The organism is Cognatilysobacter bugurensis (assembly GCF_014652095.1).
GTDB classification, from domain to species: Bacteria; Pseudomonadota; Gammaproteobacteria; order Xanthomonadales; family Xanthomonadaceae; genus Cognatilysobacter; species Cognatilysobacter bugurensis.
This window is the reverse complement of sequence record NZ_BMYD01000006.1, coordinates 37,636-53,784: the sequence shown is the minus strand read 5'-3', so window position 1 is coordinate 53,784 and position 16,149 is coordinate 37,636. Positions and strand designations below refer to the sequence as shown.

At 68.0% G+C, this 16,149-nt stretch carries 10 protein-coding genes and 2 pseudogenes; 5 read left to right on the top strand and 7 right to left on the bottom strand.

All coding sequences use genetic code 11. The annotated features are described in order from the left end of the window. Positions 1-143: 143 nt before the first annotated feature. Positions 144-344 (top strand): hemin uptake protein HemP, encoded by a 201-nt coding sequence (gene hemP, locus IE075_RS14315; RefSeq protein WP_189457784.1) that lies wholly within the window; start codon positions 144-146, stop codon positions 342-344. Positions 345-363: 19 nt separating this feature from the next. Here hemP and IE075_RS15745 read toward each other — a convergent pair whose 3' ends face one another. From IE075_RS15745 to IE075_RS15730, 3 genes and pseudogenes are all read right to left on the bottom strand, one after another. Beyond that, positions 364-1,431, bottom strand: a complete 1,068-nt coding sequence (locus IE075_RS15745; RefSeq protein WP_268244945.1) for a PDZ domain-containing protein — start codon at positions 1,429-1,431, stop codon at positions 364-366. 256 nt (positions 1,432-1,687) lie between these two features. Further along, entirely contained in the window at positions 1,688-1,933 is a 246-nt protein-coding gene (locus IE075_RS15740; RefSeq protein WP_229792548.1) for a hypothetical protein, read from the bottom strand. A gap of 1,014 nt (positions 1,934-2,947) precedes the next feature. Then, positions 2,948-3,064 (bottom strand): annotated as a pseudogene (locus IE075_RS15730) (sigma factor); the annotation flags it as partial. Between the two features lie 578 nt (positions 3,065-3,642). On the opposite strand from IE075_RS15730, the gene gcvT reads away from it, so the two are divergent. From gcvT to IE075_RS14290, 3 genes are all read left to right on the top strand, one after another. After that, on the top strand, positions 3,643-4,755 hold the full coding sequence (gene gcvT, locus IE075_RS14300) for a glycine cleavage system aminomethyltransferase GcvT (protein WP_189457783.1): 1,113 nt from the start codon (positions 3,643-3,645) through the stop codon (positions 4,753-4,755). A gap of 71 nt (positions 4,756-4,826) precedes the next feature. After that, entirely contained in the window at positions 4,827-5,222 is a 396-nt protein-coding gene (gene gcvH, locus IE075_RS14295) for a glycine cleavage system protein GcvH (RefSeq protein ID WP_189457782.1), read from the top strand. 1,274 nt (positions 5,223-6,496) lie between these two features. After that, complete coding sequence (locus IE075_RS14290) at positions 6,497-7,033, top strand: histidine biosynthesis protein HisIE (RefSeq protein WP_189457781.1); 537 nt, start codon at positions 6,497-6,499, stop codon at positions 7,031-7,033. Between the two features lie 221 nt (positions 7,034-7,254). Here the strand turns inward: IE075_RS14290 and IE075_RS14285 are convergent, their stop codons facing one another. The 3 genes and pseudogenes from IE075_RS14285 to IE075_RS14275 form a co-directional block, all read right to left on the bottom strand. After that, positions 7,255-8,628, bottom strand: a complete 1,374-nt coding sequence (locus IE075_RS14285) for a serine hydrolase domain-containing protein (protein WP_189457780.1) — start codon at positions 8,626-8,628, stop codon at positions 7,255-7,257. A gap of 246 nt (positions 8,629-8,874) precedes the next feature. Further along, positions 8,875-10,686, bottom strand: a complete 1,812-nt coding sequence (recQ, locus tag IE075_RS14280; RefSeq protein ID WP_189457779.1) for a DNA helicase RecQ — start codon at positions 10,684-10,686, stop codon at positions 8,875-8,877. Positions 10,687-10,873: 187 nt separating this feature from the next. After that, positions 10,874-11,350 (bottom strand): annotated as a pseudogene (locus tag IE075_RS14275) (Dps family protein); the annotation flags it as partial. Positions 11,351-11,502: 152 nt separating this feature from the next. On the opposite strand from IE075_RS14275, the gene hrpA reads away from it, so the two are divergent. Continuing rightward, complete coding sequence (gene hrpA, locus IE075_RS14270; protein ID WP_189457777.1) at positions 11,503-15,603, top strand: ATP-dependent RNA helicase HrpA; 4,101 nt, start codon at positions 11,503-11,505, stop codon at positions 15,601-15,603. Between the two features lie 22 nt (positions 15,604-15,625). On the opposite strand, the gene IE075_RS14265 is transcribed toward hrpA, so the two are convergent. Further along, positions 15,626-16,120 (bottom strand): hypothetical protein, encoded by a 495-nt coding sequence (locus tag IE075_RS14265; RefSeq protein WP_189457776.1) that lies wholly within the window; start codon positions 16,118-16,120, stop codon positions 15,626-15,628. Positions 16,121-16,149: the final 29 nt, after the last annotated feature.

Sequence of the window (16,149 nt, the reverse complement as noted above, 5' to 3'; positions counted from 1 at the left end):
GCGGAGGACGGCAGGCGGCGTTCGCTGCAGACAGTCCCGCGAACGTCGCCCGGTCGTCATGTCACGCGCGTCGAGCGAGACGGTTGTGCTTGTGCCTCAAATGCGAATGGTTATCATCCGTGAGCCAATTAGGGAGCATCGCCATGTCCATGCCGTCTGCCGTCCTGCACCTCAAGCCGCGCTCCATCGACGCCCGCGTCGAAACGACGGCGCCCGATGTGCGTCCAACCCGGTTCGACAGCCGCACATTGCTGCGCGGAAATCGCGAGATCCTCATTGAGCACGCCGGCGAGACGTACCGCCTGCGCCACACGCGCAACGACAAGCTGATTCTTACGAAGTAAGCCGCTGCCCTGCGGCGGCTCAGGCCCGCACCGCCCCCGGCGATCCCCTCGGAGGCGCGGGTGGGGCTGGAGGCGCCTCGGGTGCTTCCGGGGCGGCGGGCGCCCGTGGCGCGGTCGGAGCGGAGACGGCAGGCGGCGCGGCGGGCGCAGGTGGCGCTGCCGGCACTGGCGGTGCATCGGGGGCAGGCGGAGCCGGGGGTGCCGGAGGCGCCGCCGGCGCGATCGGCATCCGCAGCGTCGGCGCCTCGGGCACGCGCACCCGCGTGGTCGCGGTCTTGCGATCACGCAGATAGGCAACGTCGACCTCCCGGCCCGGAGCGCGGTTGCGCAGCGCGGCCATCGCCTCCCGCGGCGACGCCACGGGCTCGCCCCCAACGCGCTGAATCACGTCGCCGGCCTGCAAACCGCCGAACGCCGGGGCGCTGCTGAGCACGAGCACGCCACGGTCGGTGCCGAAATAGCGACCCAGCTGCGCGTCGATCGACGCGAAGTTCAGCCCGTTCCAGCGAAGCGCGTCAGCGATCAGAGGCAGCCGGCACGGCGCGCCGCCGCAGTCGCCGTCGGAACGCAGCCGCACGATCTCGCGGTGGACACTCTGCGCGACGCCTGGCGCAGGTGCCAGTTCGATTTCCTCGACATCCCCTTCGTCGGTCCCGCGAATCTCGCGGCGGATGACGCGGCGGGCCTGTGGCGCGTCGCCGTCAATTCGCGTCGTGTGTGCATCGCGGATCACCGTGAGCGGATCAGTGCGCCTCGCGACCGCGCGCATCGGGTCGTCGAGGTGGAGCAAGCCATCGTCTCGAAAGACGAACGCGCCGTCGCCAAATTGCGGCGTGACGCGAACGCTCGCGCGTTTGCCTTCGCGCTCGTAGTCGATCGCAACCGGCGTGTCGGGCCGGAGCTGTGCGAGATGTCGGCGGGCGTGGTCAGGACGTGCACCGCCGTCCGCGCCCGCTACCGGCCGCCCGCCGACCGCGACGATCAGGTCGCCGCTGCGCAGGCCGGCGCTGGCGGCGCCGCTGTCCGGCGTGACGCCGGCGATGCGCACACCGCGCGCGTCGTCCGGCCCGAGAACCACGCCGAGCAGCGCCCGGCCTTTGCTGCTGCTCTGCGTGTGCGGATCGCCTGCAGGGCGGCCCAGCTTGCGAGAGAGCTCGGCAACGCGCGCGGCGGCGCGTTCGAGCTCAGCCTGCGCCGCCTCGAGCGCTTTCGCATCGCTGCCTGTGGTCTGCGCGACCGCGCCGAACGGGAGGGAAAGGGCATGCCCGCAGCAAGCGCGGCGGTGCGGAGTTGGACTTTCATGGCGGTGTACTCAAAAAGTGGGTTAGAACCTGCAGGCGCAATCAGTCGACGTGCACGGACGCATCGCCGTACGCGCGGCCGTGCACTGCGAGCCAGCGCTCGGTTGGTTCCACGCCGACCAGCTGGCGCAGCGCGGCAACGCGTCCATGCCACAGCGCGGTGCGTTGCGCTTCGGACAGGCCGGGGCGCGCGAGCTCGGCATCGATCGCTGCAACGCGAGCGACCAGCGCGTTGCCGATCGCCGCACCCGCGGCGCTGGCCACGCGGTCGTCGCGCGTGAGCGCCAACAGCGCTTCGAGTTGCGCAGCCTCGGCGTAGAGCGGGCGCAGCGGATCGGCCGGCGACGACGGCGTGTCGCCGGATAGTGCGGCGGTATCACCGTTGGCTGCATCGGCGCTGGCCGTCGACGCGAGCGCGGCAGCACATCGATCTGTTCGGCCTGCACGTCAGGCCCCGCGCCGGGTTGGGTCGACGCAGCGCGCAGCGTGTTTGGTGCCACGCCGACATCGGACGTAACGAGTTTCGTCTGCGCTGGCCGCGAGGCACGTGCGTCCCGATTCATCGGCGCTCGATCAACGTCGCGCTCTGCCGGGTGGTGCGCAATCACGGTTGGTGACGTGCGATGCGCAGTGTCGGCAGAGCCGGCGATCTGTGCATTGACGTCCGGGCCGGCGGCCTGTTCCGCCTCTGCGGTCAACCGATCGCGCTCTTCGATTGGGCTGTGAGCTTCTGCAGCCGGCGGACCCGATGACATCGAGGCAACGCCATGCGTCGCGTCCCGCTCCCGGCTCGAGCAGCCGCAACGCAAGCACCGGTGCGAGCACGGCGAGCGCCGCCGCAACCGCGAACGGACGGCGGAAGCGGCGCATGCGCGTCGGGCGCGACGTCCCCGCATCCAGCGTTGAAGCCAGCCGCGCCCAGCCGTCCGGCGGCGGGGCCTCGAGCGGCAATGCCGCGAAGGCGCTATCCCAGTCGCGGCGATGCGTCGGTTGATCAACGGACCTTTGATACCTCCCGGCTCGATGCGGCCGGATCGGGATCGAGTCGTTCGCGCAGTGCGCTGCATCAGTGCACCGATTTCGTCGTGCGTGTACCCCTCGGCGTGGTACAGCCACAGCACGCTGCGCGTCGCGGCCGGCAGCTGCGAGAGCGCGCGAAGCAACTGCGCCGTGTCGGCCGTCGCCGCTAGCGGCGATGCCGGATCCTCGAACGTGTCGTCGGAGTGCGACCTCACTGTCGAGCCGGCGCCGGCTGCGCAGCCGCATCAGCGCCTCATTGACCGCGATCTGTCGGAGCCAGCTCCAGAACGGCGCGCCGTGGTTGCGAAATTCGTCGACGCGGCGGAATACCTTGATCATCGTGTCCTGCAGCACGTCGGCGGCGTCGTCCTGGCCGTCGCTTCGCACGTCGGAAAGCATTCGCACCGCCGAGGTGTAGACCGGCCGCTCGAAGCGGCGGTACACCTGTTCGAATGCCCCGCGCTCGCCGCGTCGTACCCGCTCGAGCAAGGCATCCGGCACGTCGATCGCGAACGCACTGCGGACCGCGCCCGACACGGACGTGTCCGTCGCCCCGTCCGGGGCGCATCGTCAGCAGTCAGCTCGGTCGCAGTCATCGTCGTCATCACCCATAGGGATGCACGCAGCGACAGAACCGTCGCAGTGCATCGGCTGCGAGTGCGCATGGTGGCGCGCAGACGACAGGCGCACCGACTGAGGACGCGATCATCGAGCGCAGCACGGCCGGCAAGGTCGACGGTTGCGAGCACGCCGCCGATGCCTGACCCCCGAATCGCAAGACCGTCCCGCACGCTGGAGCCGCCACTCCTCGTCGATGCGGGCAGCCGGGCGCCGAACGCCGCACGCGATTTCCAACGACACATATATATGTAGCGCGGGCGCGGCACGCCGCCGGCCCACGCTGCCGCCTCCCCCGGCGATTCCGGCCGCTCTCGCGCATCTGGAATAATGCGCGCCTCTATCGCCAGGCCGCCGACATGACCCAGAAGACGATCCTCAACGATGCCCACCGCGCGCTCGGCGCGAAGATGGTCGACTTCGGCGGCTGGGACATGCCGATCAGCTACGGCTCGCAGATCGAGGAGCACCATCAGGTGCGTCGCGACGCAGGCATGTTTGACGTCAGCCACATGACCGTCGTCGACCTGCGCGGTGAGCGCACGCGCGAATTCCTGCGTCGGCTCGTGGCGAACTCGGTCGACAAGCTCAAGCAACCGGGCAAGGCGCTGTACACCGCGATGCTCGACGAGAACGGCGGCGTCATCGATGACCTCATCGTGTACTTCCTCGCCGACGACTTCTTCCGCCTCGTGGTCAACGCCGCGACGCGCGAAAAGGACCTCGCGTGGATCACGCAGCAGGCAAAGGCATTCGACGTGTCGGTCTCCGAGCGACCCGAGTCCGGAATGATCGCGGTGCAGGGCCCGACCGCGCGCGAGAAGGTCATCGGCCTGCTGCGCGAGGAAGATCGCGAGCGCGTGCGCAAGCTCGGGCGGTTTGCAGCAGGTGAGGCGCAGACAATCGACGGCGTGCCGCTGTTCGTTGCACGCACCGGCTACACCGGCGAGGACGGCTTCGAGATCGTGGTGCCGGAGCCGCAGGCCGTCGCCTTGTGGCACGCGTTGATCGAAGCCGGCGTCAAGCCGTGCGGCCTCGGTGCGCGCGACACCCTCCGCCTCGAAGCTGGCATGAACCTCTACGGGCAGGACATGGACGAGAGCGTCTCGCCTTACGAGGCCGCGCTCGGCTGGACCGTCGCGCTCGACGAAGGCCGCGACTTCATCGGCCGCTCTGTGCTTGAAGCGCAGAAGCGAGACGGCGTCGCCCGGCAGATGATCGGCCTCGTCATGGATGAGAAGGGCGTGCTGCGCCACGGGCAGAAGGTGCTCACCGCGAACGGCGAAGGCGAGATCCTGTCGGGCACGTTCTCGCCGTCGCTCGGCAAGGCGATTGCGTTTGCCCGCGTGCCGGCGGGTGAGTTGGCGCCCGGCAGCGTGCGTGTCGACATCCGCGGCCGCGAAGTGCCGGTGCGAGTCGTGAAGTTCCCGTTCGTGCGCGAAGGCAAGGCGCAGGACGGCGTGCTCGCCTGACGCATCGCGTTGCGCGGTCGCGTGGTTACACTATCGCCCTTCCCACATCAGCAGCATCGGAGCGTTCCCCCATGAGCGAGATCCCTGGCGACCTGAAGTTCCTCAAGTCCCACGAATGGGCGCGCCTCGAAGGCGACGGCAAGGTAACGGTGGGCATTTCGGACCATGCGCAGGGTCTGCTCGGCGACCTCGTCTATGTCGAGCTGCCGAACGTCGGCGACCGCGTCGAAGCGGGCAACGGCTGCGCGGTCGTCGAGTCGGTCAAGGCCGCCTCCGACGTGTATGCGCCGGTGACCGGCACCGTCACCGCGGTCAACGCCGCGCTGAGCGACAAGCCCGAGACGATCAACGAAGACGCCTACGGCGACGGCTGGATCTTCACCGTCGAGATCGAGGACGCCGAGCAGCTCAACGAACTGCTCGGGCCCGACGATTACGCCGAGCTGCTCGAGAACGACAACCACTGACGCGCCGCGCGTCATCGGTTCGGAACGACGACCGCCGGGGTGAGAACCCCGGCGGTTTTTCTTTTGGGCGATGCGCAGCGACCGTCCCGTCCGCGCTGCGGCACTCGGTGTCGGTCGGGCTGCATTGACGTGGGTCTGAGTCGAGTGTCGCCGCGCAGCGTGTTAGGCGGCGGGTCGGCGCTGCTTGGTTCGACCGCAGCGAAGCGATCGATGGATCGCGCGTGTCGGGCGATCACGTGTCCGCCGGCGGAGTCGATGCGCGAGCCTGCCTCTTCGCCGACTCGCCTGTGCACACCCCGACGCCATCGATCGATCGTCATGCCTCGCGAGCCGACCGGCGCGCGAAGCGCATTGCACGCTTCCATCGATCGCGCATGGCGACACGTGCGAGCGCGTCGGGGTTGTTGAGGTTGTCGAGGGATCATCGGCAACGCATCGCATCCTCGTCGACCAACGCGTCGAGCGGTGCATCGATGCGTGGTGGTCTCGTGAAGCGTGTGGCTAAAAAATGACCACACAGCATGACGTGCATCGCATACGTGCGGCGCGTTGCTCGCGCAAAGTTCGCGCAGTTGCGTGTGTTGCGATGCGAAACGGCCTGCGTGCATCGAGTGCCCGTATGGGTTTGATCCATGCAAGTGAGCGCCATGCGAAGTCGCACGCGCACGATTGCGTCGATCGCGCATGCGTCGTGCGTCGTGGATGCGAACTGCACGAAAACCCTTATAGGACAAGGCTTTCAGTCGCGTCGTTCGAACACGTTCGAACATGCGTCGAGGAGTTCGATGCGCTTACCCAATGCAGCGCTGGACACGCGATCGGTGTCGTTGCGCATCGTCTGCACGAAAAAGTGTTCGAAGACTTGTTGACTTCAAAAAAAAGCGTGATTAGGTTTCGCGCAGCAGCATTAATTGCGCATTTTGAGTGAGACGAATCAACGCGAGAACGCGCTGCAACCAACTCACCTCGTCCGCATGGCTTCGAACCGCGGCGACGGGTTCGCGTCCCTCCCGATATCGCGTACCGCATTTCGCTCCGTATAGCGCCTTGAGCGGATCGCAGAACGCACCGGTCCGGATGCGGTCAGTCGCAAGCGCGGGCGACCTGCCCACAAGCGACGACCTGTTGGCGCGTTGCCGCCGCTTCCTGCGAACGGAAGCATTGCCGGATCCGTTTCGACGCCGTGTTGGCGTCGGCGGTGGGTCGCGGGGACTCCCCGCGGCACTGTTTGTACTGGGCCGTACCCCGATTGACCACTGACCAGGAGCCAGACCATGGCCACGAAGAAAGCTGCTAAGAAAACCGCCGCCAAAAAGGCGACGAAGAAGACCGCGGGCAAGAAGGCCGCGACCAAGAAGACCGCCACCAAGAAGACCGCGGGTAAGAAGGTCGCGGGTAAGAAGGTCGCGAAGAAGACCGCCGCCAAGAAGGCGACGAAGAAGTCCGTAGGTAAGAAGGCCACGAAGAAGACGGCCACCAAGAAGGCCACGAAGAAGTCTGTCGGTAAGAAGGCGACGAAGAAGTCCGTCGGCAAGAAGGCCACGAAGAAGTCTGTCGGCAAGAAGGTCGCCAAGAAGTCGGCCACCAAGAAGTCGGCCACGAAGAAGACCGCCGCGAAGAAGGCCACGAAGAAGACCGCGGGCAAAAAGGTCGCCAAGAAGTCGGCTACCAAAAAGTCGGCGGGTGTGCGCGGTACGAAGACCGCTGCCCGGAAGTCGACGGCGACGAAGAAGACCACGCGTCGCACCTCGCGCAAGGATTCGGCGGCGGCTCCGACCGCGATGCCGGCCACCCCGGCGCCGATGATCTGATCGCGAATCCGAGCTCGCGATAGCACGCATCACGGAACTCCTTCCCGCGGCCCAGGCGGGGAGGAGTTTTTTTATGTGTGCGGGGGCGTCGCCGGGCGCGGTGCGGGTCGCGGGGGCGGTGCGGCTTGGCGCCGTCGGCGCTCGGCGTTCATTGGTCAGTGGCGCCAAACAGAAACGGCCCGCAGATGCGGGCCGTTTTCGATTCAAGCCGGGCAGATCGCTCAGTGCGGAGCCGCCGCGGCCTTGCTGCCGCCGCCTCCGACGGTGCCGGGCTGCGCGCCGGCATCGCTGTCGGCGTAGAGCGTCGGTTCGTCGAACTCGAACTTCATCCAACGCTGATCGGGCAGGCCGAGTGCGCGGTCGAGCATCGTCGGAAGCATCCCGGAGGGCAGGGAGCTTTCGCCGTTCCACATCATCGCGATGCCGAGGTTGCGGCCGGGGATCATTGCGATGACGCCGCGGTAACCCTGCACGGCGCCGCCGTGGAAAACCACCTCGTGGCCCGCATAGTCGTACACGCGCCAGCCCAAGCCGTAGCCGGCGGAAGACAGCCGCGCGCGGCGCCAGGCCGAGGCGTGGGTCTCGCTGGGCGTGTCCACGAGCGGTCGGTGCAAGGTGGCGAGCAGCGGCGCCGGCAGCACGTCGGGGCGGTGCCCCGTCTGCGCAAGCAGCCACTGCGCCATGTCGCTCGCGCTCGCATTGACGCCGGCGGCGGGTGCGACTTCGTAATACGTCGGCTTCGGCGTCGTCGATACCCAACCGCCACGACCGCGCACGTGCGGCTTCGCCCAGCGTGCGCTCGACTGGATACCGGCAAGCCCGAGGCTCGCGTCGTTCATGCCGAGCGGCTTGAGCAGGCGGCGCTGCACGGCGTCAGCGTAGAACGTGCCCGTTGCACCGAACACGATGTCGCCGATCAGGCTGAACGCGACGTTCTGGTACGAGTAGCAGGTGCCCGGCTGGCACTGCAGCGGCGCATTCGCAAGCTTGCGCGTGAGCGTGCGGTAGTCGACGTACGACTCAAGGTCGCGGTCGTAGGCGTTTCGGCTCAGGCCTACACGGTGGCTCAGCACGTCGGCCACGGTGAGCTGCTGCGCGGCCGCTGGATCACGCAAAGTGAAGTCGGGCAGGTACTGGCTGACGCGGCTGTCCCAGCGCAGCGCGCCGTCGTGCACGAGCAGGCCTGCCATCGTGCCTGCGAAGCCCTTCGACAGCGAGGCGAGGCGGAACACGGTGTGCGCATCGACCGGCTCGGCCGCGCGCACGTCGGTGATGCCGTAGCCGCGCGCACTCAGCACGCGGCCGTTGTGGACGATCGCAAGCGCGAGGCCCGGCACCGTCTGGTCGGCGACGAGCTGCTGCGCCATCGATTCGAAACGGGCGACGTCAAAGTCCGCGGGCAGCGGCGGACCCGCCGGCGTGCGCGGCGCGACCGCAGTCGCGGCTGCTGCGCCCGCTGCGACGCCTGCCTGGCCTGGCAGCTCCGACGTTTGCGCGCCGCTGCCAAGCGTGAGCGTCATCAGGAACGCGAGCGTGGCGAAGCGCGCTGCGGTGCGGCGCGAAGTACCGCGAGTGCCATGCCCGAGATCGGTCATTGCCAGCGTCCCCAATAGATCGTGTGTACCGAGATTCTAGTGTGTTGAATCAGCACGTTGCAGCGTATTGCTGTTCAGTTTTATCGCTTAATGGCCACGCAAGCCAATGCTGAACTGTGACGCGCGACCGCATTCGCCACATTGGCCTCTTACGCTTGCGCCAGGTTCGACTGCACGCGGCGCTGGTCTGCTGCGAGGAAACGCGCTTCGCGTTCCCTTGAGGACCACCCTAACCCAATACGCGCGTCAGGCCACGTCGGCGAGCCGCTCGAGCACGGCCTCGCCATAGCGGTCGAGCTTGCTCGAGCCGATGCCGGGGACGCGGGCGAGCTCGTCGAGATCGTCGGGTGCCGCCTCCGCGATCGCACGCAACGTGGCGTCGTGGAAGATCACGTAGGCCGGTACGTTCTGCTCGCGGGCGGTCTCCGAGCGCCACTCGCGCAGGGCGGTGAACCGCACGAGTGCATCAGGCGACAGTTCAAGGCCTGCACTGTCGACCCCGCCGCGATCGCGACGGCGGCGGACGGGCTTCGGCGACTCGCTGCGCAGCCGCAGCTCACGCTCTCCGCGCAACACCGGGCCGCTGGCCGACGTCAGCCGCAGTGCGCCGTGGCGCTCCACGTCGGCCTCCAGCAGGCCGGCCGCAACGATCTGCCGGAACACGCCGCGCCACGCGCGGTCGTCGAGATCCGCGCCGATGCCCCAGGTGCTGATCTCGTCGTGCCGATGCTGCTTCACCTTGTCGGTCAACTCGCCGCGCAGCACGTCGATCACATGCGCGGCCCCGAAGCGCTGGCCCGTGCGATACACGCACGACAGCGCCTTGCGCGCGGCCTGCGTGCCGTCCCAGCTGCTCGGTGGCTCGAGGCAGTTGTCACAATTGCCGCACGCGCCGGCATGCGGCTCGCCGAACCACGCAAGCAGCGCCTGACGTCGGCACTGCACGGTCTCGCAATAGCCGAGCAGCGCATCGAGCTTGCGCAGCTCGAGCTGCTTGCGGTCATCACCGGCTTCGCCCTGCTGGATCAGCTGGCGCATGCTCACGACGTCGCCGAGACCGTAGCTCAGCCACGCTTCGGCCGGTCCGCCGTCGCGCCCGGCGCGGCCGGTCTCCTGGTAATAACCTTCGATCGATTTCGGCAGGTCGACGTGCGCGACGAAGCGCACGTCGGGCTTGTCGATGCCCATGCCGAACGCGATCGTCGCGACCATGACGACGCCGTCTTCCTGCAGGAAGCGGCGCTGGTTCTGCGCGCGCAGATCGGAGTCCATGCCCGCGTGGTAGGGCAGGGCCTTGATGCCGGCGGTCTGGAGCTGATCGGCGACGGTATCCACGCGTTTGCGCGAGAACGCGTAGACGATCCCGCTCGCGCCGCGGTGATCGCGGATGAAGTCGAGCAGCTGGCGCGTGCCGCCGCCGTCCTTGTGGACGATGCGATAGCGGATGTTCGGCCGGTCGAACGAGCTGACGAATTGCCGCGCATCTTCCAGGCCGAGGCGTTCGACGATCTCGTTGCGCGTCGGCTTGTCCGCCGTCGCAGTCAGCGCGATGCGCGGCACGTCGGGCCAGCGCTCGTGGAGCACGGTGAGTTGTCGGTACTCGGGGCGGAAGTCGTGACCCCATTGGGACACGCAGTGCGCTTCGTCGATCGCGAACAGCGAAAGCTTCGTGCGATCGAGCAGGTTCAGGCAGCGCTGGGTCAGCAGACGCTCGGGCGAGACATAGAGCAGGTCGAGCTCGCCCGCGACCAGGGCGCGTTCGACGGACATGGCCGTGTCCGCGTCGAGCGTCGAGTTCAGGCAGGCGGCGCGGACGCCGAGCTGCAGCAACGCCTCGACCTGGTTCTGCATCAGTGCAATCAGCGGCGATACCACGATGCCGCAGCCGTCGCGCAGCAGCGCCGGCAGCTGGTAGCACAGCGACTTGCCGCCGCCGGTGGGCATGAGCACGAGCGCATCGCCACCGCCCGCGACGTGCTCGACGATGTGCTGCTGCTCGTCCCGGAATGCGGTGTGGCCAAAAATGCGGTGGAGCAGGTCGAGCGCAGTGTCAGGCATGCGCCTAGGGTACCAAGCGGGCCGCGACGCCCGCCCCGGGCCGGCCCCGCGTCGGCGCGTAGGACGATTCCGCGGTCAGCGGCGATTCGGCTTCCGTACCTGCGCCCAAAACGCACCGGGCCCGCGATTGCGGGCCCGGTCGTCGGTCAAGAGGCGGGCGCTTGCGCCGCCTCCAAGGCATCAGCCATCACTGCAGCAGCGAGCGCAGCATCCACGCATACTTCTCGTGCGTCTGCAGGCGCTGGGTCAGCATGTCGACGGTCGGATCGTCACCGGCCTCATCGCCGATTGCCAGCACGCGGCGCGCCGTGCGGCACACGGCCTCGTTGCCCACGACGAGCTGGCGCACCATTTCGCGCCAGTCGGCGGCCTGCTCGAGGCCGGCCTCCTCGGGAATCGACGAGAGCTTGATGAACTCCGCGTACGAGCCCGGCGCGTTGTAACCGAGCGCACGGATCCGTTCGGCAATGTCGTCGAGCGCATTCCACTGCTCGGTGTACTGCGCCTCGAACATGTTGTGCAGCGCGTTGAACATCTGCCCGGTGACGTTCCAGTGGAAGTTGTGCGTCTTCAGGTAGAGCGTGAACGCATCGGAGAGGAATTCCGACAGGCCCTGTGCAATGTTCTTGCGATCTTCCGTATCGATCCCGATATCGACCTGCGGCATGCGGTCGGTCGGGCCCGGCGAGGGCGTCATAGTGGGGCGGTCAGCAGACGGCGAGGTCGACATGGTCAAATTCTCCTTCGTTCATGGACCTGACCAGCGTAGACCGGCCAGCGCATGGTGAACATCAACAGTTCGTTTCAATTGCATCGATGACCTCAATCAAGGCCGACATCGCCGCGCGTCCGGACCCGTCGTCGGGCGAACACCGCAAGGCGCTCAACCATGCACGTCGTCGCATCGACGATGCGCTGACGCGCGACCGCGGGCGGCTGCTCGGACTATGGTCGCGCTGGCAGCGTTCGCCGGCGGATGCATCCGTTCGTGAGCGGCTCGAGACGGCACTGCAGGCATCGATCGACGAGCGCGACCGTCGTGCGGCCGCGCTGCCTTCGGCGCCCGTCGACACATCGCTGCCGATCGCCACCGAAGCCGAGCGCATTGTCGCGTTGATCCGTGAACACCCGGTCGTGGTGATCGCGGGTGAGACGGGCTCGGGCAAGACCACGCAGCTTCCCAAGCTCTGCCTTGCGGCGGGCCGCGGCGCGGGCGGCATGATCGGCTGCACGCAGCCGCGGCGCATTGCCGCGCGTGCGGTTGCCAAGCGCGTCGCCGATGAGTTGGGAACGCAGCTGGGCAGCGCGGTGGGCTATCAGGTGCGCTTTAACGAGAACGTTGGCGAACAGACTGCCGTCAAGTTCATGACCGACGGCATCCTGCTCGCGGAGATCCAGTCAGACCGCTGGCTGTCGCGCTACGACACGATCGTGATCGACGAGGCGCACGAGCGCAGCCTCAACATCGACTTCCTGCTCGGCTACCTCAAGCAGTTGCTCGCCAAGCGCAGCGACCTCAAGCTCATCGTGACGTCGGCGACGATCGACACCGCGCGCTTTGCCGCGCATTTCAACGATGCGCCGATCGTCAACGTCGAAGGCCGGGGCTACCCGGTCGAGGTGCGCTACCGGCCGATCGAAGGCGAGGGTGAGGCCGAGGGCGAGCGCACGGTCAACGACGGCATCGTGGCCGCCTGCGACGAGATCACGCGCGAAGACCCGCGCGGCGACGTGCTGATCTTCCTGCCGGGTGAGCGCGAGATTCGCGATGCGCACCAAGCGCTCGAGCGGCGCAAGTACCGCGAGACCGAGGTGCTGCCGCTGTATGCGCGGCTGTCGGTGCGCGACCAGGACCGCGTGTTCAACCCCGGTCCGAAGCGCCGCATCGTGCTCGCGACGAACGTGGCCGAGACCTCGCTAACGGTGCCGCGCATCCGCTACGTCGTCGATCCCGGCCTCGCACGCGTCAAGCGTTACAGCCCGCGCGGCAAGCTCGACCGCCTGCACATCGAGCCGATCAGCCAGGCGAGCGCGGACCAGCGCAAGGGCCGCTGCGGCCGGGTGTCGGAAGGCACGTGCTTCCGGCTGTATTCGCAGGCCGATTTCGAGTCACGATCGCCGTACACGGATCCCGAGATCCGCCGCGCCGCGCTCGCCGGCGTGATCCTGCGCATGCTCTCGCTCGGCCTCGGCCGCATCGAGGACTTCCCGTTCCTCGAGCCGCCGGATTCACGCGCGGTCGCCGATGGCTGGCAGCAGCTTGCCGAGCTTGGCGCGATCGACGCGCACCGCGCGCTCACGCCGACCGGTCGCACGATGGCGAGGCTGCCAGTCGACGTGAAGCTCGCTCGCATGCTTGTCGCAGCGAATGCACACGGCTGCCTGCGCGAGATGATCGCGATCGCGTCGTTCCTCGGCATCCAGGACCCGCGCGAGCGTCCCGCCGACCAGCGCGGTGCGGCCGATGCGGCACATGCGCAGTTCGCCGACCCGCGCTCGGAGTTCTTCGGCATCCTCAAGCTCTGGGACGCCTATCAGACCGCCCACCAGGACCTCACGCAGTCCAAGCTGCGCGACTGGTGCGATCGCCACTTCCTCGGCTTCATGCGCATGCGCGAATGGCGCGAGCTGCATCGTCAGCTCAAGCTCATGACGGCCGAGCTGGGTTGGGCGGGTGAGGGAGCGGAGGCGTCTGCCCGCGATTCGAAGCCCAATGCGCGGCCGGCAGCATCCACGCCGAAAAAATCAAAGCAGGCCGATGCGACGTCCGCGCGCCCGCCCGAGTCCACATCGACCGAACAATCGGCCGAGGACGTCGCGCGTTACGCGCTGCTGCATCGCGCACTGATTGCGGGCCTGCCGGCGCAGATCGGCCAGCGCCAGCAGCGTGGCGACGGCAAGCCCGACAAGCGCGAGCGACCCGGCGCGGCCCAATACGACGGCCCGCGCGGCCGCAAGTTTCATCTGTTTCCGGGCTCTTCGCTGGCGCGCAAGGCGCCGCCGTGGGTGCTGTCGGCAACACTGCTCGACACCGAGCGCGTGTGGGCGCTGATCAACGCGTCGATCGAGCCGCAGTGGGCGATCGACGAGCTGCCGCACCTGCTCACGCGTCGCCAGTTCGACCCGCGTTGGTCGCGCTCGCAGGGGCGCGTGCTCGGCAGCGAGCAGATCGGCCTGTTCGGCCTCGTGCTCGCAGCGAAGCGGCCGATCCACTACGGCGCGCTGTTTCCCGAGGAAAGCCGCGAGATCTTCGTGCGCGATGCACTCGTCACCGGCGAGATCAACACGCGCAGCGCGTTCCTCGCGCGCAACCTCGCGACGCTCGAGAAAGCGAAGCAGGAAGAAGCGAAGCAGCGCCGCGCGGGCCTCGTCGTCGACGAGGACTGGCAGGCGCGCTGGTACTTCGATCGACTGCCGGCGCACGTGCACAACGTGCAGGCGCTCCATGCGTGGTACGCGAAGCTCGACGCGAAGACAAAGGCCGCGCTCGAGTGGACGCTCGACGATTTGCTCGTGAGCGATCGCACGGAGTCCGCACGCTTTCCGCCCGTGTTCGCGCTCGGCGATGCGCGCCTGTCGGTCACCTACCGCTTCGAGCCGGGTGCACCCGACGACGGGATGACGCTCGGCGTGCCGCTGCACCTGCTCAACGCGCTCGATGCGCCGCGGCTCTCGTGGCTGGCGCCGGGCTTCGTCGTCGACAAGGCCGCGGCGATGATCAAATCGCTGCCCAAGACGCAGCGCCGCAATTTCGTGCCGGCGCCCGATTTTGCGAATGCATTCGCCGAAGCGCACGGCAACGATGAGCCCGATGCGTTCGCCGGCACGCTCGCGCGCTTTCTGCAGCGGCTCACGGGCGTGTCGGTGCTCGGCAGCGATTTCGACGAGGCTGCGCTCGAGCCGCACCTGCGCATGAACCTTCGGTTGTTCGACCGCAACGGCAAGACCGTGCTCGCCGAATCGCGCGACCTCGATGAATTGCGAGAGCGATTCGGCCAGCGTGCCGCCGATGCGTTCGCGGCGAAGGCCGCCGACGGCCTGGCGCAGACGGGACTGACTGCGTTCCCGACATTGCCCATCCCAGCCTCCGTGCCCGGCGCTGGCGGCGTGCCCGCATACCCGGCGCTGCACGACGACGGCGAGAGCGTGTCGCTTCGCGTGCACGCCGATCGCGACGAGGCGACGCGTGAGCATCCGCGCGGCGTGCGACGCCTGCTCGCGCTCGCGCTCGCCGACCGCATGCGGCAGGCGCGCAAGCAATTGCCCGTGTCCCCGAAGACGGGCCTGCTGTACGCCGCGATCGAATCGGCCTCGCCGCGCCACGCCGGGCTCAAGGAGGGGGACCGACTGCGGCTCGACCTCGTCGACGGCGCGTTCGATGCACTCGCAAGCGAAGGGCTCGTCGAGATCCGCGACCCGGACGCGTTCGCGCAGCGCCAGGCGACGATCGCGAAGGGATTGTTCCCCGAGGCCATGGAGCGCTACCGACAGGCCGAGGCCATTCTCGCGGCCGTCGCGGACGTGCGCGCAAAGCTCGAGTCGCCGCTCATGGGCTGGGCCAGCGGCAATCTCGACGACATGCGAACGCAGCTCGCCGCCCTTACGCCGCCGGGCTTCCTGCGCGACACGCCCGCGGGTGCGTTACGCGAGTACCCGCGGTACCTGAGGGCGCTCGCACTGCGCGGCGAACGCGCGCTGCGCGACCCCGTTCGCGACCAGGCCCGCATGCTCGAAATCAAGCCGTTCGCCGACGCGCTCGCCGCGGCCGGCGAGGCTGCGAACGATTCCGAGTGGCAGGCCCTGCGCTGGGACCTCGAAGAACTGCGCGTGTCGCTGTTCGCACAGGAGCTCGGCGCGAAGGGCGGCGTATCGCCGAAGAAGCTTGGGACGCGGTTGGCGCAGTTGCGGGGCGGGTGAAAACGGCCGCCACGCGGCACCGTCACTTGGTGCGCCGCACCTTCGCATGCGTGTTGGATCCCTCTACTGCGAGATACCAGACATTGCCCATCACACTCGGCGTAATGCGCACCGCAGGGTTGCTCTTGCGCACCCCGGCGAGCCTCGCCTCGTCCACCTGCTCCCACACTTGGCCGTTCTCGAGCGTGTAGCTGCGTCCTTTTCCGAAGCCTCGGAACTCACCCGCGATCCGTCCAACGATCGGTTCGTTCGAACCGAACGTGATGAAGCCTCGGTTCTCGTTGACCACTTTGCGCTTTGCTTCGCTGGCCGCCTTCGCCGTTTCTTCCTCGACCGTACGGTTCAGCCATGCATTGAGTTGGACGAGTTCCCCGGGCGTGAGCTTGTCGAGCCCAGCCGCCTTGAACTGCTCCGGCGACATCTGACGCTCGATCGGCGGCTGCTGAGCAAATGCAGAGCAGGCGAATGCGACGGCCGCGCAGGCGGCGAGCAGGCGCAGGTGGGTCGGTCGGCGCATCGGCGGTATCTCCTGAATCACGGGACGGC